Raw genomic sequence first — 19,027 nt, forward strand, 5'->3', positions numbered from 1 at the left:
TAACGCTTTACCATGCCGCTCAAAAATTCATCACGAAAGATCAACAGACCCTAAGAACTCAGAGATTCGTGGGTTTTCGTGATGAAAAAAGCGCTCAGGGTTCTCATCGGCGACAACAATGCCATTTTCCATAAAGATTATGCGGTCAGCAACGTCTCTGGCAAAGCGGATTTCATGAGTGACGATAATCATGGTGATGCCCGATTTGGCCAGATTGCGCATAACCGACAGAACTTCTTCTTTCAGCTCGGGATCAAGCGCAGAAGTGGGTTCGTCAAATAAGATCAATTCTGGTTCCATAGCGAGGCTGCGAGCAATAGCGACACGCTGTTTTTGCCCCCCAGAAAGTTTACTTGGGTAAAGACCAGCTTTATCTTCCAAACCGACCTGACGTAATAAATCGGATGCTTTTTGTATAGCCGTCTGCTTAGCTACCTTTTTAATTGTCACTGGCCCTTCTATGATATTTTCAAGCACGGTAAGGTGAGGGAAAAGGTTAAAGGATTGGAAGACCATCCCTGTTTTCAGTCGTAATTGTCGAATGGCTGCTCTGTCCTGTTTAGTTAGCGGAGTGTCTGCGGTTTTCTCAATTCGATTTCCGCAAATATTAATGATTCCGGTATCGGGCTCTTCGAGAAAATTTAAAGAGCGCAGTAAGGTGGTTTTACCAGAACCGGATGGTCCTAATATGGTGACCACTTCACCACTTTTTACGTTGAAATCAACTTTGCGCAATACCTCTAAATCGTCAAAGGATTTGGCGAGACCCTGAACGCTAACCTGTAATTCATTTTTCATTTCATGTGCCTCGTTAATTTCACTTCCAACCAAACTTGTAACAATGTAAGTGATTGATTGATAACCCAGTAAATGATGCCGACCATTAAGAACATTTCCATATACCGGAATGTGGTAGCGCCGATAAGTTCAGCAACACGAGTGAGTTCAACAACAGTGACCGTCGATGCCAGAGAGGTATCTTTCATTAAAGCAATAAAACGGCTACCCAGTGGAGGAAGAGCAATACGGAATGCTTGTGGCCAGATGATTCGCCTCAGACAGGTCCAATACCCTATTCCCATCGACTCGGCAGCTTCCCATTGCCCCTGGTCGACACTATTAATACCTGCACGGAAAATCTCACTTAAATACGAAGCAGAAAAGAGAGTTAATGCCAGTAATGCCGCAGGAATGGGTTCTAAATTAATACCGTAACTGGGCAGAGCAAAGTAAACCAATAAAATTTGTACCAGTAATGGAGTACCACGAAAAATGGATACATAAACAAAAGCAATGACATTCAGTATCCGGGAGGCAGAGTTGCGCATTAGCGCAACTCCCATACCAACGATACTTCCTAAAATAAACGAGGAGATACCTAAGCCCAGAGTGACCAGAATAGCTGTCTTTAGCAGAGGTAACGCCCGAATAAATAAGTCGTACATTATTTAACCTCAGCCTTCGCTTTCTTGATATCATCGATCATGTTGTAGTCTGGGCCAATATATTTGTGGCTTAACTTATCAATAGTGCCGTCTTTGATCATTGATTCAATCGCTTTATTTATCGCTACCTTCAAGCTGGTGTCTCCCTCAGGTACTGCGGCCGCAGAGAGTTGGAAAGTCAAAGGCTCACCAACAGCTTTAATTGGTAGATTATTCGCTTTTCGATATTTTTCGCCGCCAAAGAAAGAGGAAATGACTGCATCAATACGACGGTTACCTAAATCGGAAAAGACCAGTCCGCCGTTTTCATAAGCTTTGACCTCTGATTTGGTCAGATGCTCACGTGACCCGGACTCATTTGTTGTTCCCGCTGTAGCACCGACTTTTTTGCCGGCTAAATTAACTTGTTCATGGATGTCTTTATTGTCATCCATGACAAAGATTCGAAACTCTTCAACACCGTATGGTTCTGTAAAATCGACCTGTTTATCGCGTTCAGCGGTAGGTGTTAAATCATTCATGACTACATCGTATTTTCCTGTTTTTAACCCTTCAATAAAGTTTTTAAAGGAATCGGCAACAAACACAATATGTTTGATACCAATACGTTTCATCACCTCTTTTGCCATTGCCACATCATAACCATCGGGTTGGTTCTGATCGTTTATGTAGCTCCATGGTGGGCTTGCCTGGGTGTTTGCAATGCGAACTTCACCTTTATCAAGCAATGTCTGTAAGCTGCTGTCTGCGTAGGTATTACTACTGACGATGCCCAAAGCACAGAGTGAAAGGAAAAGAGAAGTCATTTTCTTCATTTTCAAAAGTCCTTTTATTGAGGGTTAACTAATATTATTTTGGTTCGCTAGAACCGTTTAGAGAGCATGCTGCCAAGCGTTTAGTGCTTTCTGTAGATCGGCAATTAACGTGTCGGCATTTTCCAAACCGATCGAAACTCGAATGATCGCTTTGGAGGTTGGAGAATAGTGACGAGCTTGCTGTTGCTCTGCCGGATAGTAGGCGATTAGACTGTGAGTTCCCCCCCAGCTTGCGCCAATTGGAAACACTTCGAGAGTGTTAAAAAATGCGGCAATTGCGTCATCACTATCTTCTTTGAGAGTGAAAGAGAACAGGCAACCCGCACCGCTGTATTGTTGTTTCCAAATCTGATGGCCCGGATCGGATTCCAGAGCTGGGTACATCACTGTTTCTATTTGCGGTTGTTGTTCAAGCCACCGGGCAATATGCTGAGTCTGTTTGCTTTGTTCACGCAAACGAAGTTCAAATGTTTCTATACCGCGCAATACCAGAAATATGTCATCTGGGCTCACTGCCTGACCAAGAACACTTTGGGTTTCACGTAATACATCATAATCATCGAAGTTGTTTAAGCTGATTGTACCCATGAGCAAATCGGAATGACCGCCGAACATTTTGGTTGCCGCTTCAATAGACAGATCAACACCATGATCAAGAGGCTTGAAAAATAGAGGACTTGCCCAAGTGTTATCCATCATGGTTTTTACGTTGTGTATTTTCGCCACAGAGGTAATTGCATCGATATCTTGCATTTCCATCGTGACGGTTCCTGGTGATTCCAGACAAATCATACGAGTGTTAGGGCGGATCAACTCTTCAATATTTTTACCAATGGTGGGGGGATAGAATTCGACTTCAACGCCCATCTGGCTTAACCATTTACGGCTAAATGTTTTTAAAGCGCCATAGCATGAGTCAGAGATCAGCATATGATCGCCACCGCGAATAAATGCCATTGTGGCAGTCATCAATGCACTTTGGCCTGATGGTGTGATGATGCAGTGTTTAGCCCCTTCTAACTCGGCCACGCGAGTTTCCAGTTGTCGAGAAGTTGGTGTGCCGGTAATACCGTAGCTGTAACCGTCGGGTTGTCGGGATTTACGGCTGATGAAATCTTCAAAGTTATCGAATAAAACGGTTGATGCTCTCCAAACTGCTGGAGATAAGCTAGCGAATGAATTATTTTTGGGATCTTTAAACTGCATAGTAGTCTCTGATAAGTGCGTGATGTTAATTAGGTGTTATCCTGATTTCCTTTAGATTACATATTTCGTTATGATTACATCAACACTAGAAATTATTTACCTTATAAGCTGAGGTTATACATTTGTACCGAGAAATAGAGATTTTCCGAGCAGTAATGCTTAATGGAAGCACTAGTCAGGCAGCGAATAAACTGAATATATCCCAACCTGCTGTGAGTCAGGCGATACGTAAATTGGAAGCATATGCAGGATTCAATTTATTCGAACGAACTCGTGGACGTTTGGTACCAACAAGAGAAGCTCAAGGTTTAATGGTAGATGTTGACCGCCATTTTATTGGAATGGAGGCTATAGAACACCGCATTAAATCGTTGAAAAACATTGATGACAGCAGATTGGCGATAGCAGCCTATCCCGCTTTGGGTAATCAGTTTCTGCCACGAACGATTGCGTCATTCAGCCAAAAAAATGCCGATGTACAAATTTCATTAAGGGTATCCAGTTCAAGGGATGTTTACGATCAAGTGGCTGCCGGACAGGTTGATTTTGGACTGATGGCAAACGAAATACCCACTTCAGGATTAGAGTCTTCCACATTTTTGTCTTGTCCCGGGGTTATCATTATGTCTCGGCGTCATCCACTGGCAAAAAAAAAGCTCATTACTCCAGAAGATCTGGTTAACTCACGGTTTCTAGCGTTGAACACAGAAGATACAGCTCGAAAGCAACTGAGTGAAATAATGGGGTCACTTAATCTGTCTCTTCCTATCCAGGTTGAAACTCCATATTCTATAACTATTTGTGAAATGGCACGTCTGAATCTTGGGGTAGGGTTGGTTAATCCGATAGTTGCTTACGATTTTATGCATACCAATATTGTTATTCGGGAATTTAGCTACCCAATAAAGTTCACTGGTTTAATGGTTTTTCGACCAGGCTCACCACTATCAGATAGTGCTCGTAATTTCACACGTGCTTTACGTATCCAACTCGACAAAGACTTAAAAGAGGTATTGGATCAGTACTAGAATTTATTTAATTAATATTTGAAGAATTTCTGCTGATTCAAAGGATGCCTTACCCAACTTACACTGGTTAAAATTAAGGTGCTAAACCGTTTCTGCCCCATTCTGCGTTAACATAATTACTTAGTGGCAGATCTTGCCACTGGAATCACCGTACTTTTTCTTATGGTTAGAAGCAGAGAGACCGTGACAGAAAACTCCCAAATTTGGGCTCGCGCAGGATTTAAATGATTCATCGCCTAACTTGTCATTATCATTTTCTGAAAATTTTATTATTAAATGATATTTAAATTCCTAAAAACTTGTTGTATTTGTAATCGGGTTATGGACGTAAGGGATAACTACATGAGTACACCAAGTTATTTATCAATAGTCGGTTCTAATCAAAGGTTAATATAGAGAAGTTTTTGTAGGCGTTGAGTAAAAAACTAACAAACAAGGATAAGTGTCGCGAAGCCGACACTTTATCTGGGTGTTGAACAAGTCCAAGCCACTTCTTTATAGTAAATTGCAGGTTTGATTTTAAGCCCATTGTGGTGTGTCCCCATAAGCGCTTTCTTCTAGATATGTTAAATCCAAACTTGCTTTTCTGATGACACAGTAACTTCAGTCTGTTCTTCGCCGGTATGTGCGGTAGAAGATGGCTCTACCATCATGAAATGGGTATCAGGTTGCGCTTTAGGACAGTGTTCAACCCCTTTTGGAACAACATACATTTCACCTGGGTTAAGGACTACATCTCCAGCTTTCATCATTAAAGTTAGCTGTCCTTTAAAGACGATAAAAAGCTCATCTTCATTTTCATGTTGATGCCATACAAGCTCGCCACTCCCTTTTGCTATTTTAACTAATTGCCCATTGGACTCGGCTATAATTTTTGGAGTCCATTCTTCTGAAAATAGACTAAATTTTTCACTAATATTTACTTTATTCACGGAACTTTCCTTAACATATCAACGCCGCCACCAAACCTAAACCTTTGCGCTGTAAACACGAATCCCAACCTTGAACTGAAAATGCCAAGCGTAGCGAATCACTCTTGAATAGTTTGCATCTACATGTACAACGTAATAACACATTGTGGTGTGTATCCCCGTAAGCATGGTACAGCATAACTCTTATGAAATCTCGCATAAGATAAAAATACAATTCCGCCGAATAAGTGAGCGGTTTTGTCCAAATCCACGCCAATCGACCACCGATAGAAACGGTGGTCGTTAACGTTTGAGGATACTAAAAGTTATCCGAAGGGTAGAAACAAGCCTGTGGTCGTAACTCGAAAATGTCCATCAACGTGTCAGCGAGATCTCCACTGTCACGAAACAGCCCCATTTCATTTTGCGATTATGCTAAACCCCGTGGAATTTCCCCCTTCTCTAACACACATGCTCTATATGTTTGGTTGACTATTTTTCTTCAAATGTCATGATGAATCTTATTAGGACAATATGTTTCACATTTGTATTCATTATCTGAAATATTGGGCAATTAATCAGGCTCTTACAGTCATCATGTCTATATTTAATCTCTGCAAAATGTGGACATTGTCCGTTGAAAAAGGACTGTTAAATACCTAAAGGAGTAAAGATGTCCCTCATCGCTAACACACCTAAGCCGCCATACTACGCGGTAATTTTTACATCTCACCGCACTGAAGGTGATAGCGGTTATGGCCAAATGGCAGATCGAATGGTCGAACTAGCATCAAAACAACCAGGTTTTTTGGGCGTGGAATCGGCACGAGAGGATGTTGGAATTACTGTTTCATATTGGTCAGATCTTGAGTCCATAAGGCAGTGGAAGGTAAATGCAGAGCACCAAGAAGCCCAAAAGCTTGGTCATGACAAATGGTATTCATAATTCAAAACCCGTATATCGAAGGTAGAGCGCGACTACGGTATTTAACAAACCAATTAATCCGACCTCAATACGCTGCGCTCCTTTCGCGGCTTGTTGGGGCATTACTGAATTTTAGTCCTAAATCGAAAATGTCCATCAACGTGTCAGCGAGCTCTTGGCTGACACGAATCTGCCCCAAATCGGGTTAGATTAAATGCTCTTGTCTACTATCTCAACGTTAGTTTGCCTTAGTTTTTTATTATTATAGGAATCGATCTTAATCCCCATATAAATACCAGATATGATCAATAAAATAGAAGAAAATTCAATTAGACTTGGTAATGCTTGATCTACTAAATAGCCATAAAACAAACTGGATAAGGTTTCGAATATAATTATTTGTCCTAATAGTGTCACAGGAATATTTCTGGATACGTTATTCCATAGTATGGTTGATAACCACGATACAACGATTCCCAAGAATAAACTACTAAAGATATATTCATACATGACACTTGACTCAAATAATAGTGACGTGAGGTTTGGTTTACATAAAAGTAGCAGAGGTATAGCAGCAATACTTTGAATAAAACAACAGACTCCAATGGCTTCAGACCATTGTATTGATGTTATAGACCCATTTTTTTTCAAAAATGTAACATTACTAACACCATAGAAAGTCCACAATACTAAAGAACTAAATGCAAAAACAACCCCAAGAATTATATTATTCATTTCATCTGGAGCGCTAGTAATTGAAAACTTGGATATATTAACAAGGAATAATCCTGTTAGTATTAATAATACAGGGAAAACTATCGTATTTAATCTAACTGGTTTTTCGATAAAACAACCAATTATTATCATTGAAATAGGAATTGTTCCAACAATCAGAGTGGAAATAGTTATTCCACATAGATGTATTGCGGTTGTTAAAAATAAATAATAACCAACGTTACCAGTAAAAGCGAGTAAGAAAGCAGTTTGCCATTGTCTTTTTGTAAGTGATTGTCTAGTTTTTACTTTTGTTATATATAGAAAAACTGAAATAATTCCATAAGTCAAATAACGACCTAAGGCTATAATATTTGGATCTAAAGAAGAAAAATAATAAGGGATTAAAAATGCGCTACCCCATATAAAATTCACAATAATTCCAAGAAAAATATAGTTACCTGAGAACATAGAAACCTCATGATTCTATAGAACGCCTAATGGTCAGTTATCTGCTACTTAGAAGCTAGAATGATTGTTTATATGGAAACACTATTGCAAGCAATCTTTGCATTTCAATTTATCAACAACCAAACTGGCAATTGCTAAGTCTTGTGCTCCGATACCAGTCAAATCAACAACAGTTATTTTGGCTGATGTAAAGTCTGCTTCTGGATTCTTTCCTGCCAAAAGATGTGGAAGTGAAATATCAGAGTCCTCTTTTACCAATTTTTCCCGTACAGTTACGCCAAAATCACCATGATGAAGACACTGCTGATGGTTATCAGTCACTATATAATCAGCGTCAGCCAAGATTTGAGGGTCAATTTCGTTCTTACCTGGGCTATCAGCTCCCACCGCTATAATATGTAGACTCTCTGGTAAGTCGTCTTTGGTAACAATTGGCTGTGTAGCTGGTGTTATGGTCACTAGGATCTGGCTTACCTCGCATACTTCCTTGGCTGAATGCATAGCTACAGCAGTTACATCGAAGTCACGGTTTAACCTTTCACATAACTCAACACTCGAATCATAGGATCGTCCAGCTACAGCAATGCGCTTTAAGCCCATATGCTGGGTAATAAATGAAGCCTGCCAATATGCCTGAGTTCCTGTTCCAATGATGCCAACGCAAGCTTCTTTATCTACGGTTTTTAAAGATGCAGCCAATGCACCCGCTGCGGCAGTGCGAATCTGAGTTAACCAACCGTCATCATTCAACATTGCTATAGGGCGACCAGTTTCAGACGACATAACCAAGCTAAGCCCACTATTTGCTGGTAAGCTTTTCTCGGTATTCTTATAGAAACCAGACGCAATTTTAATAACATAGTAAGGGTGTTGACCCTTTTGAGCTGCCTTTACATGGCAATCACCAAAGAAGCTACCATCGCTTTCGTTAAACAACATTTGCATTGGTTGTGGTTGGCTGACCAACCCTGCCGAGAATGACACAAATGCATCTCGTACAGACTCAATTGCTTCTGGTAACGAGACTAAGGATTTAATATCTTCTAGCGGGACAATGACCATCATTTACTTCCTAGCGTAGTCAGCGTAGTGCTTTTCAAAATGTTTGCGCATAGCGGCTAAACCATCTTTGAAAATTTTGGCACGACCAAAACCAATTCTAAATCTATCCTTTGAAACATCTGTTAGTTCAGACATATAAATAGAAGATGGCAACAGAAGAACACCACTTTCCTCAACTAAAGAGCGGCAGAATTCCTCGACACTTCCTGGTCCTGTGTAACGTGGAAAAGCGATACAACCACCTAAAGGACGTTGCCACTCTACAAGTCCTGGGAAGTCTTCGAACAGAGCTTCTAACTCAAGGACATTTTCCAGCATCATGGCACGATTACGAGATAGAATAGTATCTCTGTTCTTGAGCGCAATTAGGGATAACACCTCCGACGGAGCAGAGTTACAGATAGACAAGTAATGTTTATAGCGCTCTACTCTTAGTAGAACTTCTTTGTCCTTAGATGCCATCCAACCAATTCGAAGGCCTGGTAGCCCGTATGCTTTGGACATAACATTTAGCGAAATACCTTTCTCGTATATATCAGCTATTTGTGGCATTCGAACTTCTGGGTCTAGCTCGACACCTCGATAAACCTCATCAGACAGAATGTAGATCCCGTGGTCTCTACAGACCTGAATAAGATCATCCATCTCTTCTTTTCCCATTATGTATCCAGTTGGATTATGTGGGAAATTGAGACTAATCAGCTTAGTGTTTGGACGAATAGCTGCCTTTATATCTTCGATATCAAGATGCCATCCGCCTTTCTTGCTGGTGTTTTCACGAAGAGGAACGCCAGTAACATCACAAATGGTTAGTGGTATTGTTTCAGCACTCTGATAGTTTGGGGTTGGAACGATAACGTGATCTCTGCTTGTAAGCATACATTTAGCCAGTGCATATAAGCCTTCCCCTGCTCCTGCAAGACACAAAACCTCATCGGGGTTTATGGTCTGATACGTATTAGCAATCTCTTGTCTTAGTTCAGCTGATCCCCAAGTTGGTGTATATCCTAACCAAAGGTTTTCAAAAGCTGCACGATCCTCTTCAGTAGCCATCGAAAGTAGATCATTAACAGTCATACTTTCTAGGTCTGATGCAGTCATGTGGTGCTCAGCCGTAAATTCCCATTCTGAGAAATAGACCTCTAGTTCAAAATCTCTCATTGGCTTTGGTTTAGTAATCATTGTGTGTACCTGTTAGTTATCTTCTGGCTGCTTTACTGTTTTCAATAATTGATAAAAGCCAGCTCTTGATATACCTAAAGCTTCTGCTACATATTCAGCAGAGCCTCTATATGAAAAAATGTCAGCGACAAAAAGGTTTCGTATTATTTCTATCCGATCCTCTTTTTTAGTTTGTGCCAGTCGAACGCCTCTTTTTTGGACAGTTTCAGCAATGATTAAATTTGCATTCTCACGCCAATCACTGATCACGAATGCACTGTGTTTTTGTGCATCCACAGTGATCAGTTTTTGCAAGTGATTGAGAGAAAGCTCTAGTCCATCTACTTGCATATTGATGCACAAGAGGCCTACTGGTGAGCCGTTTTTATCAGTCAACAGTGAAGAAACTGACTTCAACTTCGAGCCATCAGGATTAGACTTCCTGTAAGGCCCAATCACGTTATTGTTGTCTAGCTCTTTTTCGTAGTTTTCCGTTTCTAGTTGTGAATTGTCTCCTACCTTTCGAGGGGTAAAAGCATTCTCAATATGGAAAACCGTATTTGTCTTCAGATCATGAATCACGACTTCGACTAGGCCTGGCAACAGGGCACTAAGCGCTTTAGTTATTGGAATATATTGTTCTAAAATACTAGCCATTTATACACTTTGTCCAAAAATAGATAAATTATCTTACTAGATTTTTTCGGCTTTTACAAATCTAGTCGATTTTTATTAACATCGAATAAATCAAACCTGCCAATTTGCAGTACGAGAACTAAACCAGTGAGAGCTGGAAAATATTTAGCCCACTTGCTATCTGAATGGTTTTAAGTCTCTAATAAACAATGACTTTCACATTCGAGATTGAGAGGCTCATCCTGCAAGCTAAATTACAGTTAGGTGCTTTAAAAGATTGGGCTAGACAGATCGCTATGAACGAATGCTAAGTAAGCTCTATATGATTCAGAAAGGAGGAATAGGATGGCGCTTGTTATTATTACTTTTTCTAACTGATTTGCGTAAAATTAGGCTGATTATTCTAAATCGTTTATGTCCAGAAACGTGTTTGAACCAGACACTGAAATATCTCCCTATATCAACACTGCCGGAACTATTATAAAATACAGCTCTATGGTTAGATTTTTACAGTGACAAAGGAGAAATATGCTGCAGAGAGCGAGTCAAATGTATATGTTTCATATCCTTGAAACGACGGGCAGTTTTACAAAAGCGGCTGCAAAATTAGATGTTTCTACCTCTCATGTCAGTAAGCAGCTTACTCTTTTAGAAAATGAGTTAGGTATTCAGTTAGTCCAAAGAACAACCCGTAATCTGATCCTGACCGAAGAGGGCAGAAAATTTGCGGCGTTTTGTACTCAAATATTTGACTCTGTTCAAAATGCACAAGCGCAGATAACGGATGATAGGGACCATATATCCGGTACTGTAAAACTGGCCCTTTCCCGCTCCTTTGGTACGCTGCATGTGATACCGGTTCTGGACCGTATGCAGAAGCGTTACCGAACGTTAAACTTTGAGATAACCTTGTATGATCAAAAGGTGAATATGCTGGAGGAAGATATCGATTTATGGATTACCACGCATGAGAGCCTGCCTGACGGCTACGTCGCTCAGAGGATTACGGATACAAACTTTGTATTGTGCGCAGCCCCTGACTACCTGGAGGCGAATTCTGTCCCTCATCATCCTAACGATTTGTTAAATCACAACTGCATCATATATCACAGCAAAGAGAGCAGCTTTGGTGTGTGGCCATTCAGGCGGGGCCCGGAGCAGGTGGATATCCATGTATCCGGTAATTATCGTGTTGATCTGTCAGAAGCGGTCAGGGACGCGGTTATCGCCGGAAGGGGCATTGGTTACATAGCAACTTATTTACTTTCCAATGAGTTTGAAGAAGGGAAACTTATCCAGCTACTTCCTGACTGGAAACCGACTCAGGAACTGCCGGTATATGCGGTATATCCCAGAAGAAGGCATCTTCCGCTAAGATTAAGTACGCTTATTTCGTCTCTCAAAGAGCACATCGGCTCGCCTTCTTATTGGGATAAGCAGTTGGATAAATGGGTTCGGATATAACCGTGATAGCTGAGGTGTTTGATCCGAGAAACGTCGACACAGGCTTCTGAGTCACCAGAGAAGCCTGAGACCATATCCTGCTGTTTATAAATCACTGTTTCCGTCAGGAAAAAATCCTTATCTGAATGGCTATTTATCCCATCCTCTTTTTTTTCTATTTTCTTTGTCAGGATAGGATACCAGTCTGAGTCATTTTATGATCGGTTAATTCGTGTAACTGGTATTAACCCGCCCACTAATTTATTACCTGGAGATAAAAATGAGTGATTTAAAATCAGTCGCGTTGAAAGCACTTAAGCTGATGGATCTTACTACTCTGAATGAGGACGATACCGATCAGAAAGTTATCGAGCTGTGCAAAGCGGCTAAGTCCCCGGTTGGCAATACGGCGGCGGTTTGCATTTACCCGCGATTTATACCGATTGCTAAGAAAACCCTGCGCGAGCAATGCACACCGGACATTCGTATTGCCACCGTGACGAATTTCCCCCATGGAAATAGCGACATCGATATTGCCGTTGCAGAGACCAAAGCCGCTATCGCTTATGGCGCTGATGAAGTGGACGTTGTGTTTCCTTACAGGACATTGATTGCCGGCGATGAAAGCTGCGGCTATGAACTGGTCAAGGCGTGCAAACAAGCCTGTGGTGAAAAGCTTCTGAAAGTTATTATCGAAACCGGTGAACTGGAGAAGCCGGAACGGATCAAACGTGCCTCTGAAATTGCGATTCAGGCTGGCGCTGATTTTATCAAAACCTCTACCGGCAAGGTCGCGGTGAATGCCACCCCGGAAGCAGCCCGCATTATGCTGGAAGTAATTCGCGATATGAAGGTCTCTGATAAGGTGGGCTTTAAGCCGGCGGGTGGCGTTAAAACAGCCGAAGATGCGAATGCGTATCTGACCATGGCTGACGATATTCTGGGTAAGGGCTGGGCCGACAAAATGCACTACCGGTTCGGGGCTTCCAGTTTATTGACCAATCTGCTTAATACGCTGGAAATCACAAAAGAAAGCGCTGACCCATCGTCCTACTAATAGCGATGTGTGTCTGACACCCTGTACTGAAACCCTACATTCAAATGCTCTTAAATACGAAGAGCTCAGGAGTCTATATGTTTTTGCCTCAGGAAATTATCCGTAAAAAACGTGATGGAGAAATCTTAACCCGTGAAGAGATCCGCTTTTTCATTCAGGGCGTTGCCGATAATACGATCTCAGAGAGCCAGATTGGCGCCTTTGCTATGGCGATGTTCTTTAATGACATGACGATGGAAGAGCGTACCGATCTTACCTGCGCGATGCGGGATTCCGGTATGGTCATTAACTGGGAACACATGAGCTTTGATGGTCCGGTTGTGGATAAGCATTCGACGGGCGGTGTCGGTGACGTGACCTCACTGATGCTGGGTCCCATGGTGGCGGCCTGCGGTGGTTATGTTCCGATGATTTCCGGAAGGGGGTTGGGTCACACCGGTGGCACGCTGGACAAACTTGAATCCATTCCCGGGTATAACATTACTCCGGATACGGAAACATTTCGCTCCGTTACTCAGGAAGCGGGGGTGGCGGTGATAGGGCAGACCGGCAATCTGGCTCCTGCCGATAAACGGATTTATGCGGTGAGGGATATCACCGCAACGGTCGACAATATTTCGTTGATCACAAGCTCCATCCTGTCCAAAAAGCTGGCCGCGGGGTTGGATTCTCTGGTGATGGACATCAAGGTTGGCTCCGGAGCCTTCATGCCTACGTATGAAAAGTCCGAAGAGCTTGCCAAATCAATTGTTGCTGTTGCCAATGGGGCCGGAACCAAAACAACGGCAATCCTGACCGATATGAATCAGGTTTTGGCTTCCTCTGCGGGTAATGCGCTTGAAGTCCGTGAAGCGGTTCGTTTCCTTACCGGCGACTACCGAAACCCACGGCTGTTTGAGGTAACCATGGCCCTGAGTGCGGAAATGCTGGTACTGGGGAATCTGGCGGAGACGACTGCAGATGCCAGAGACAAACTGCAAACCGTTCTGGATAATGGCCGGGCTGCTGAGTGTTTTAACATCATGGTGGCAAGGCTGGGAGGCCCGGCAGACTTTACCGGAAACTACGAGGCTTATCTGGACAAAGCGGACGTTATCAAACCGGTTTACGCTAAGGTGGATGGCATTGTGTCTGCGATGGACACCCGTGCGATCGGCATGGCCGTTGTGAGTATGGGAGGGGGACGACGGGTTCCAACAGATAACATTGACTATGCGGTTGGGTTTGACCAGTTTATAAAACTGGGCGAAGTGGCCAGCCGGGATAAGCCGCTGGCTGTTATCCATGCCCGCAGTGAAGCTCAGTGGGCTGAGGCAGCTTCTGCGTTGCAGCAGGCGATAACCGTCGGACCGGATGCCTATATCGCGACGCCTGATATATACCGCCAGATTCGGGCGGAAGAGGTTTAATGGCTAACATGATAAGAAAGGTAGACTTTCAATCCGGTCGAAAGTATCTGCTTTCAACTGAGAAAACAGACACTGATTTTCCTGACGGCGAGAATAAAAACCGGAAGCCTTTGCTGTGGTTTGCTTTATCATTTTTGGGGCATCATGTCATGTCTGGCCGGATGACATCAATTCCCCTTTTCTGTAAATCTTCAACAATCTGAGCGGGTAAATCCAAATCAGAAATAATGTAATGAAAGACGCCTATAGGTAGGGCATGAAAAGGGGCTACTTTCCCAAATTTTGATGAATCTGAAATGAGGTAGCATTTATTTGCAACTTCTGTGATCGTTTTTTTTACAATGACTTTATTTTCACTTGGTGTTGAGATTCCTTTCATGTTCCATGACGATGTTGATATGAATGCAATATCAATATTCATAGTATATAAAAAGTCAGAGACTTTGCTCCCTACAGCGGATTGGTTTGCACGATCGATTAGTCCACCTGTATGATAAATTTTACTCTGGGAGTTGTTCATTAAATAGGTAGCAATAGGGAAATCATTTGTGATGAAAATGAGGTCGTCCCGGTTTGCTAATTGTTTCGCGACTTCTAACGAAGTTGTTCCTGCATCCAGATATATTGTTGTATTTGCTTGCACTTGGTCTGCAGCCAGTTTACCGATCTGTTCTTTTTGATGTACGCGTTCTGTAATTTTTTTGGAATGAGGCAGTTCTTCGTGTAATTGTGTTGGTAATTTAACCCCACCGGAAATAGATATTACCTTTCCTGACTTTTCAAGTTTTGCAATATCACGTCTTATTGTCATATGAGACACATCGAGAATGTTAACTAATTCAGTGATGCTTATGATGGGTTGTTCTGTTAATGCAGACAGAATTGCTCTATGGCGTTCGGCTGGAATCATTCGTTTTTTCTCTTATCGGAATCTTTATTCTTATTATCTATCTTGTGTGAAAAATTGTGAATTAATAATTAATGAATTTGACTCAGATGTTGTTGGTTGGCATTAAGATGCACATAAATTCACAATTTTTGTTTATTTTTGTGAATTTATGTGACGTGAGCGTTAGATTAGTGATAATGCGTAACATATAATCACACTATAAGGTGTAAATCATGAATGAAAGGTATGAGAAAAATATGAATAACGAAAATAATAAAGGCGTAATGGTGATTGGCCTGGGGTCTATGGGAATGGGGGCTGCTAAGTCATGTGTGAAGGCTGGTCTGACAACTTACGGTGTAGATATAAATACAGAGTTGCTAAATGAACTGAAAGCGTTTGGTGCCGAGGCTGTTTCCACAAACGCAAGTGATTTTGCCAGTGTCATTGATACTGTCTTGCTCTTGGTTGTCAACGCTTCTCAGGTTAAACATATTTTGTTTACCAGTGGACTCTGTGAAAATTTGTCAACAGGCACAACAGTTATGGTTTCCTCTACCATTTCAGCGACAGATGCAAAAGACATCGAAGTGAAGCTAAAAGAAAAGAATCTTATCATGCTGGATGCCCCGGTCTCCGGTGGCGCGGTGAAAGCCGCTGCCGGGGAAATGACGGTGATGGCGTCCGGTAGTGAAAAAGCGTTTGAAAATCTGGCCCCAGTTTTAGGAGCGGTAGCAGGGAAGGTGTATAAAATTGGTCAGGACATTGGTCAGGGTTCAACCGTTAAAATTGTTCATCAGTTATTAGCCGGGGTACATATTGCAGCCGCTGCAGAAGCGATGGCGCTGGCTGCACGGGCAAATATCCCTCTGGATACTATGTACGATGTTGTTACGAATGCAGCAGGTAATTCATGGATGTTTGAAAACCGAATGCAGCATGTACTGGATGGTGATTATTCGCCTAAATCGATGGTCGACATCTTTGTTAAAGATTTAGGATTGGTCTCGGATACAGCTAAGGATCTGAAATTTCCGCTTTATCTGGCTAATCCGGCACTAAGTATGTTCGTTAATGCGAGCAATATGGGTCTTGGAAAAGAAGATGACAGTGCAGTTATCAAAATCTTTTCTGGTATCGAGCTCCCAGGGGGTGACAAATGAGTGTCAAACTTGGTGTGATAGCGGATGACTTTACCGGAGCGACCGATATTGCAGGTTTTCTGGTCGACAGTGGTTTAAGCTGTATTCAGTTAACAAAAGTTCCTACAGAGATTGACGCCAAACATTCGGTAGATTGTGTCGTGGTTAGCCTCAAATCCAGATCTTGTGATTCGGCACTGGCAGTTTCAGAATCTGTTTCTGCATTACGCTGGCTGAAAAAGCAGGGGTGTGAACAGTTTTACTTTAAATATTGTTCTACCTTCGACAGCACTGAACGGGGAAATATAGGCCCGGTAACGGATGCTCTACTGGATGAACTTGATGAAGATTTTACGGTGGTTTGTCCTGCTCTTCCGGTTAATGGTCGCACGGTATTTAATGGTTATCTGTTTGTGTTTCAGGAAATACTCAGTGACTCCGGAATGAGCAAACACCCAATCAACCCGATGACAGAGTCAAATTTGATCAAGTTGATGGAAAGACAGTCAGCCGGAAAATGTGGATTGATTGACTACCAAACTATTGAAAATGGACCTCAGTCTGTTGTTGAAAAGATTGAAGAACTAAAAAATCAGGGTAACCGATACGCGGTAACTGATGCATTTACGGTTGAACATTTACAGACCATCAGTCAGGCCACGCGGAGTCTTAAATTACTGACAGGTGGTTCTGGTTTGGCTCCGGGAATAGCGAGTCATTATGCTTCCGGAACTCAAGATTTCGCTTCAGCGAGTCTGATGGGTTATCCGGAAAATGCTCCTACCATCGTTCTGTCTGGTTCGTGTTCTGTGATGACTAATAAGCAGGTTGGGGTCTATAAACAATTAGTTCCATCATACGAACTTAATATTGTTGATTGTCTGGATAATTCTGATTATGTCGAAATTGTCACTGAATGGGTGAAAGGTAATCTTGATTCGACACCTCTGGCACCAATTGTGTACGCAACTGCCCAGCCGGAAGAGCTGAAACGGATTCAAGACCGATATGGCATGAAAGAATCCAGTGAGGCTGTTGAAACCTTTTTTCAACGATTGGCAGAGCGTTTGAGTGATATCGGTATTAAAAACTTCATTGTTGCCGGAGGAGAAACATCGGGAGCAGTCACAAAAGGTCTTGGAGTCAATGGTTTCTATATCGGTCCACAAATTGCTCCAGGTGTTCCATGGGTTAAATCTATTGATGGTTCTATTTCTCTTGCTCTGAAATCAGGAAATTTCGGTGATGAGCAATTTTTCAAAAAAGCACAGGACTTTTGGTTATGACTGAACATGAGTTAAGAAAACAGATGGTATCTCTGGCTCGCTCGATGTTTGAACGTGGTTATTCAACCGGAGGTGCGGGTAATTTGTCATTGAAATTGCCCGATGGCAATTATCTTGCTACCCCAACAGGTTCTTGTTTTGGAAGATTAAAAGAAGAAACGCTTTCGGTCATTGATATCGAAGGAAATCTTCTTGCCGGAGATAAACCATCAAAAGAAGTGCAGTTTCATTTGGCCATATACAAACAGAATCCGGATTGTAATGCGATTGTGCATTTACACTCCACTTATCTTACGGCGTTGTCGTGTCTGAAAAATCTCGATACTGACAATGCGATCAAAGCTTTTACTCCATATTACGTAATGCGTATCGGACAGTTACCCGTGATCCCGTATATCAAGCCGGGTTCACCTCAAATCGCTGAGGAGCTCAGTAAACGAGCGAAAGATTTCAGGGCTTTTCTCCTTGCCAATCATGGACCGGTGATTACCGGAAGTAACTTTGAAGATGCGGTCGATAACGCGGAAGAACTTGAAGAAACAGCAAAATTGTATTTTTTACTAATGGAGCATGAGGTGAATTATTTGACTGATGCGCAAGTTAACGAATTAAAAGAGGTGGGTAAATAATGGCTAAGTTCGCTGCAAATTTAACAATGATGTTTACGGAAGTCGAGTTTTTAGAACGATTTGAGAAAGCGGCACAGGCAGGATTTAAAGCGGTTGAATTTTTATTTCCATATGATTATGAACCGGAACAATTAGCGCAATATATTGAGAAATATAATCTTGAACAGACTCTGTTTAATTTATATCCGGGGGATTGGGTCGGTGGTGAAAAAGGGTTTGCTGCTCTTCCGGGAGAAGAAAAACGTTTCAAAGACTGTATTGAACAGGCTATTCCTTATGCTGTCGCCATGAAATGCAAAAAAGTGCATGTGATGGCTGGTATCGTGAATCCCCAATATACCCGGGAGCAACACGAAGAAACCTTTATCAACAATATTCGTTATGCGGCTGACGAGTTTTCAAAACACGGCATTAAGGTTGTACTGGAACCTCTGAATAGCCGGGACGTACCGAATTATTTTATTTCTCATCAACGAGAAGCTGTTGAACTGATTCGCCGGGTTGAACGTAAAAATGTCGGGTTACAGTTTGATGTTTATCACGCTCAAATCATGGATGGGGATTTATCAGTGTTAATTAAAGATCTTGCTCCTTATATCGGGCATGTTCAAATTGCTTCCGTGCCAGACAGGCATGAGCCAGATGAAGGTGAACTGAATTTTAACCATATCTTTGATGTTCTTGATTCAGCCGGTTATGACGATTGGATCGGTTGTGAATATAACCCAAGGGCAACCACAGAGGAGGGACTGGCCTGGTTTAAATTGCGTAACTAATAAAAATAAAAAAATCAATTAG

19 protein-coding genes are annotated in these 19,027 nt (G+C 42.1%); 9 read left to right on the forward strand and 10 right to left on the reverse strand.

Going from position 1 to position 19,027, the window contains the following annotated elements:
* Nucleotides 1–30: 30 nt before the first annotated feature.
* From LRQ06_RS12800 to metC, 4 genes are read right to left on the reverse strand one after another with little or no spacing between them, the layout of a single operon-like run.
* Entirely contained in the window at nt 31–798 is a 768-nt protein-coding gene (locus LRQ06_RS12800) for an amino acid ABC transporter ATP-binding protein (protein WP_232766894.1), read from the reverse strand.
* The gene (locus LRQ06_RS12805; protein ID WP_232766896.1) at nt 795–1,445 is read right to left on the reverse strand and encodes an amino acid ABC transporter permease; all 651 of its coding nucleotides are present in this window, start codon (nt 1,443–1,445) and stop codon (nt 795–797) included. Before LRQ06_RS12805 ends, LRQ06_RS12800 begins: the two co-directional genes overlap by 4 nt.
* Nucleotides 1,445–2,260 (reverse strand): transporter substrate-binding domain-containing protein, encoded by an 816-nt coding sequence (locus LRQ06_RS12810; RefSeq protein WP_232766897.1) that lies wholly within the window; start codon nt 2,258–2,260, stop codon nt 1,445–1,447. Before LRQ06_RS12810 ends, LRQ06_RS12805 begins: the two co-directional genes overlap by 1 nt.
* 57 nt (nt 2,261–2,317) lie before the next feature.
* Nucleotides 2,318–3,466: a cystathionine beta-lyase gene (gene metC, locus LRQ06_RS12815; protein ID WP_232766898.1), complete on the reverse strand. Its 1,149-nt coding sequence runs from the start codon at nt 3,464–3,466 to the stop codon at nt 2,318–2,320.
* 122 nt (nt 3,467–3,588) lie between these two features.
* Here metC and LRQ06_RS12820 point away from each other — a divergent pair, with 122 nt between their 5' ends.
* A complete protein-coding gene (locus LRQ06_RS12820; protein WP_257794102.1) occupies nt 3,589–4,494 on the forward strand; it encodes a LysR substrate-binding domain-containing protein in 906 nt (301 codons plus the stop codon).
* Between the two features lie 566 nt (nt 4,495–5,060).
* Here LRQ06_RS12820 and LRQ06_RS12825 read toward each other — a convergent pair.
* Nucleotides 5,061–5,426: a cupin domain-containing protein gene (locus LRQ06_RS12825; protein ID WP_232766900.1), complete on the reverse strand. Its 366-nt coding sequence runs from the start codon at nt 5,424–5,426 to the stop codon at nt 5,061–5,063.
* 652 nt (nt 5,427–6,078) lie between these two features.
* Between LRQ06_RS12825 and LRQ06_RS12830 the strand changes: the two genes are divergently transcribed.
* Entirely contained in the window at nt 6,079–6,351 is a 273-nt protein-coding gene (locus LRQ06_RS12830; protein ID WP_232766902.1) for an antibiotic biosynthesis monooxygenase family protein, read from the forward strand.
* A gap of 189 nt (nt 6,352–6,540) precedes the next feature.
* Here LRQ06_RS12830 and LRQ06_RS12835 read toward each other — a convergent pair whose 3' ends face one another.
* The 4 genes from LRQ06_RS12835 to LRQ06_RS12850 all read right to left on the reverse strand — a co-directional run bounded on the left by LRQ06_RS12835 (nt 6,541) and on the right by LRQ06_RS12850 (nt 10,395).
* A complete protein-coding gene (locus LRQ06_RS12835) occupies nt 6,541–7,515 on the reverse strand; it encodes a DMT family transporter (protein WP_232766904.1) in 975 nt (324 codons plus the stop codon).
* Between the two features lie 81 nt (nt 7,516–7,596).
* Entirely contained in the window at nt 7,597–8,580 is a 984-nt protein-coding gene (locus LRQ06_RS12840; protein ID WP_232766906.1) for an ornithine cyclodeaminase family protein, read from the reverse strand.
* Entirely contained in the window at nt 8,581–9,759 is a 1,179-nt protein-coding gene (locus LRQ06_RS12845; RefSeq protein ID WP_232766908.1) for an aminotransferase class I/II-fold pyridoxal phosphate-dependent enzyme, read from the reverse strand.
* Nucleotides 9,760–9,771: 12 nt separating this feature from the next.
* Complete coding sequence (locus LRQ06_RS12850; RefSeq protein WP_232766910.1) at nt 9,772–10,395, reverse strand: helix-turn-helix transcriptional regulator; 624 nt, start codon at nt 10,393–10,395, stop codon at nt 9,772–9,774.
* Between the two features lie 507 nt (nt 10,396–10,902).
* Here LRQ06_RS12850 and LRQ06_RS12855 point away from each other — a divergent pair.
* The 3 genes from LRQ06_RS12855 to deoA all read left to right on the forward strand — a co-directional run bounded on the left by LRQ06_RS12855 (nt 10,903) and on the right by deoA (nt 14,283).
* The gene (locus LRQ06_RS12855) at nt 10,903–11,838 is read left to right on the forward strand and encodes a LysR family transcriptional regulator (protein ID WP_232766911.1); all 936 of its coding nucleotides are present in this window, start codon (nt 10,903–10,905) and stop codon (nt 11,836–11,838) included.
* A gap of 259 nt (nt 11,839–12,097) precedes the next feature.
* A complete protein-coding gene (deoC, locus tag LRQ06_RS12860) occupies nt 12,098–12,874 on the forward strand; it encodes a deoxyribose-phosphate aldolase (protein WP_232766913.1) in 777 nt (258 codons plus the stop codon).
* A gap of 77 nt (nt 12,875–12,951) precedes the next feature.
* Nucleotides 12,952–14,283, forward strand: coding sequence for a thymidine phosphorylase (gene deoA / locus LRQ06_RS12865; protein WP_232766915.1), 1,332 nt, complete (start codon nt 12,952–12,954; stop codon nt 14,281–14,283).
* 142 nt (nt 14,284–14,425) lie between these two features.
* Here the strand turns inward: deoA and LRQ06_RS12870 are convergent, their stop codons facing one another.
* Nucleotides 14,426–15,193 (reverse strand): DeoR/GlpR family DNA-binding transcription regulator, encoded by a 768-nt coding sequence (locus tag LRQ06_RS12870; protein ID WP_232766917.1) that lies wholly within the window; start codon nt 15,191–15,193, stop codon nt 14,426–14,428.
* 212 nt (nt 15,194–15,405) lie between these two features.
* On the opposite strand from LRQ06_RS12870, the gene ltnD reads away from it, so the two are divergent.
* From ltnD to otnI, 4 genes are read left to right on the forward strand one after another with little or no spacing between them, the layout of a single operon-like run.
* The gene (gene ltnD, locus LRQ06_RS12875; protein WP_373054798.1) at nt 15,406–16,335 is read left to right on the forward strand and encodes an L-threonate dehydrogenase; all 930 of its coding nucleotides are present in this window, start codon (nt 15,406–15,408) and stop codon (nt 16,333–16,335) included.
* Nucleotides 16,332–17,600 carry a 3-oxo-tetronate kinase gene (otnK, locus tag LRQ06_RS12880; protein WP_232766919.1) on the forward strand — a complete coding sequence of 423 codons (1,269 nt, stop codon included), beginning with the start codon at nt 16,332–16,334 and terminating at the stop codon, nt 17,598–17,600. The genes ltnD and otnK overlap by 4 nt, the downstream gene beginning before the upstream one ends.
* Nucleotides 17,597–18,229: a 3-oxo-tetronate 4-phosphate decarboxylase gene (gene otnC / locus LRQ06_RS12885; protein WP_232766920.1), complete on the forward strand. Its 633-nt coding sequence runs from the start codon at nt 17,597–17,599 to the stop codon at nt 18,227–18,229. Before otnK ends, otnC begins: the two co-directional genes overlap by 4 nt.
* Nucleotides 18,229–19,005, forward strand: a complete 777-nt coding sequence (gene otnI / locus LRQ06_RS12890; RefSeq protein WP_232766922.1) for a 2-oxo-tetronate isomerase — start codon at nt 18,229–18,231, stop codon at nt 19,003–19,005. The genes otnC and otnI overlap by 1 nt, the downstream gene beginning before the upstream one ends.
* Nucleotides 19,006–19,027 lie beyond the last annotated feature (22 nt).

The sequence above is a fragment of the Vibrio salinus genome, assembly GCF_021272385.1.
GTDB lineage: Bacteria > Pseudomonadota > Gammaproteobacteria > Enterobacterales > Vibrionaceae > Vibrio > Vibrio salinus.

Excerpts from the sequence above, each read along its gene's own strand:
- LRQ06_RS12800 (WP_232766894.1), bottom strand. The coding sequence starts at position 798 with ATGAAAAATGAATTACAGGTTAGCGTTCAGGGTCTCGCCAAATCCTTT.
- LRQ06_RS12805 (WP_232766896.1), bottom strand. The coding sequence starts at position 1,445 with ATGTACGACTTATTTATTCGGGCGTTACCTCTGCTAAAGACAGCTATT.
- LRQ06_RS12810 (WP_232766897.1), bottom strand. The coding sequence starts at position 2,260 with ATGAAGAAAATGACTTCTCTTTTCCTTTCACTCTGTGCTTTGGGCATC.
- metC (WP_232766898.1), bottom strand. The coding sequence starts at position 3,466 with ATGCAGTTTAAAGATCCCAAAAATAATTCATTCGCTAGCTTATCTCCA.
- LRQ06_RS12830 (WP_232766902.1), top strand. The coding sequence starts at position 6,079 with ATGTCCCTCATCGCTAACACACCTAAGCCGCCATACTACGCGGTAATT.
- LRQ06_RS12835 (WP_232766904.1), bottom strand. The coding sequence starts at position 7,515 with ATGTTCTCAGGTAACTATATTTTTCTTGGAATTATTGTGAATTTTATA.
- LRQ06_RS12840 (WP_232766906.1), bottom strand. The coding sequence starts at position 8,580 with ATGATGGTCATTGTCCCGCTAGAAGATATTAAATCCTTAGTCTCGTTA.
- LRQ06_RS12845 (WP_232766908.1), bottom strand. The coding sequence starts at position 9,759 with ATGATTACTAAACCAAAGCCAATGAGAGATTTTGAACTAGAGGTCTAT.
- LRQ06_RS12850 (WP_232766910.1), bottom strand. The coding sequence starts at position 10,395 with ATGGCTAGTATTTTAGAACAATATATTCCAATAACTAAAGCGCTTAGT.
- LRQ06_RS12855 (WP_232766911.1), top strand. The coding sequence starts at position 10,903 with ATGCTGCAGAGAGCGAGTCAAATGTATATGTTTCATATCCTTGAAACG.
- deoC (WP_232766913.1), top strand. The coding sequence starts at position 12,098 with ATGAGTGATTTAAAATCAGTCGCGTTGAAAGCACTTAAGCTGATGGAT.
- deoA (WP_232766915.1), top strand. The coding sequence starts at position 12,952 with ATGTTTTTGCCTCAGGAAATTATCCGTAAAAAACGTGATGGAGAAATC.
- LRQ06_RS12870 (WP_232766917.1), bottom strand. The coding sequence starts at position 15,193 with ATGATTCCAGCCGAACGCCATAGAGCAATTCTGTCTGCATTAACAGAA.
- ltnD (WP_373054798.1), top strand. The coding sequence starts at position 15,406 with ATGAATGAAAGGTATGAGAAAAATATGAATAACGAAAATAATAAAGGC.
- otnK (WP_232766919.1), top strand. The coding sequence starts at position 16,332 with ATGAGTGTCAAACTTGGTGTGATAGCGGATGACTTTACCGGAGCGACC.
- otnC (WP_232766920.1), top strand. The coding sequence starts at position 17,597 with ATGACTGAACATGAGTTAAGAAAACAGATGGTATCTCTGGCTCGCTCG.
- otnI (WP_232766922.1), top strand. The coding sequence starts at position 18,229 with ATGGCTAAGTTCGCTGCAAATTTAACAATGATGTTTACGGAAGTCGAG.